Origin of the sequence: Massilia psychrophila, from assembly GCF_002760665.1 — a bacterium.
Lineage (GTDB): Bacteria > Pseudomonadota > Gammaproteobacteria > Burkholderiales > Burkholderiaceae_D > JAFCUW01.
The window spans coordinates 1-418 of record NZ_PDOB01000100.1; the positions used below are offsets into that span (position 1 = coordinate 1).

The 418-nt window shown below is 60.0% G+C and carries 1 pseudogene; it reads right to left on the minus strand.

The window, feature by feature from the left end:
* Positions 1-114, minus strand: a pseudogene (locus tag CR103_RS22365) (oxidoreductase dimerization domain-containing protein); the annotation flags it as partial.
* Between the last annotated feature and the right edge of the window lie 304 nt (positions 115-418).

Consider the following 418-nt stretch of genomic DNA (forward strand, 5'->3'; position numbering starts at 1 on the left):
CATGCCGATCGATTCGCCCAGCGTCGGATGCGGGTGGATCGTCTTGCCGATATCGACGCCGTCGGCGCCCATCTCGATCGCCAGCGCGATTTCGCCGATCATGTCGCCGAGATGAACCCGAGCGACGAACACATGGAAGCGGTGCTGGCCGAGATGCGCGCGTACGCCGAGGCTGCGCGTAATGGGAATATTGACATTCCGCAGAGCTGGACCAGTTACGATTAATTGAAAGCAGCGGCGCAACAAAAAACCGGGACGAGTCCCGGTTTTTTGTTGCTGTGTCACCGCGCAGTATATCCCGTCGTCCTCGCGAACGCGGGGACCCAGTTTGCACGATAAGCGGATCAACTTTTAACGGACGATGCCGGGCGGTGTCGCTGTTGCCGAGAAATTGGGTCCCCGCGTGCGCGAGGACGAC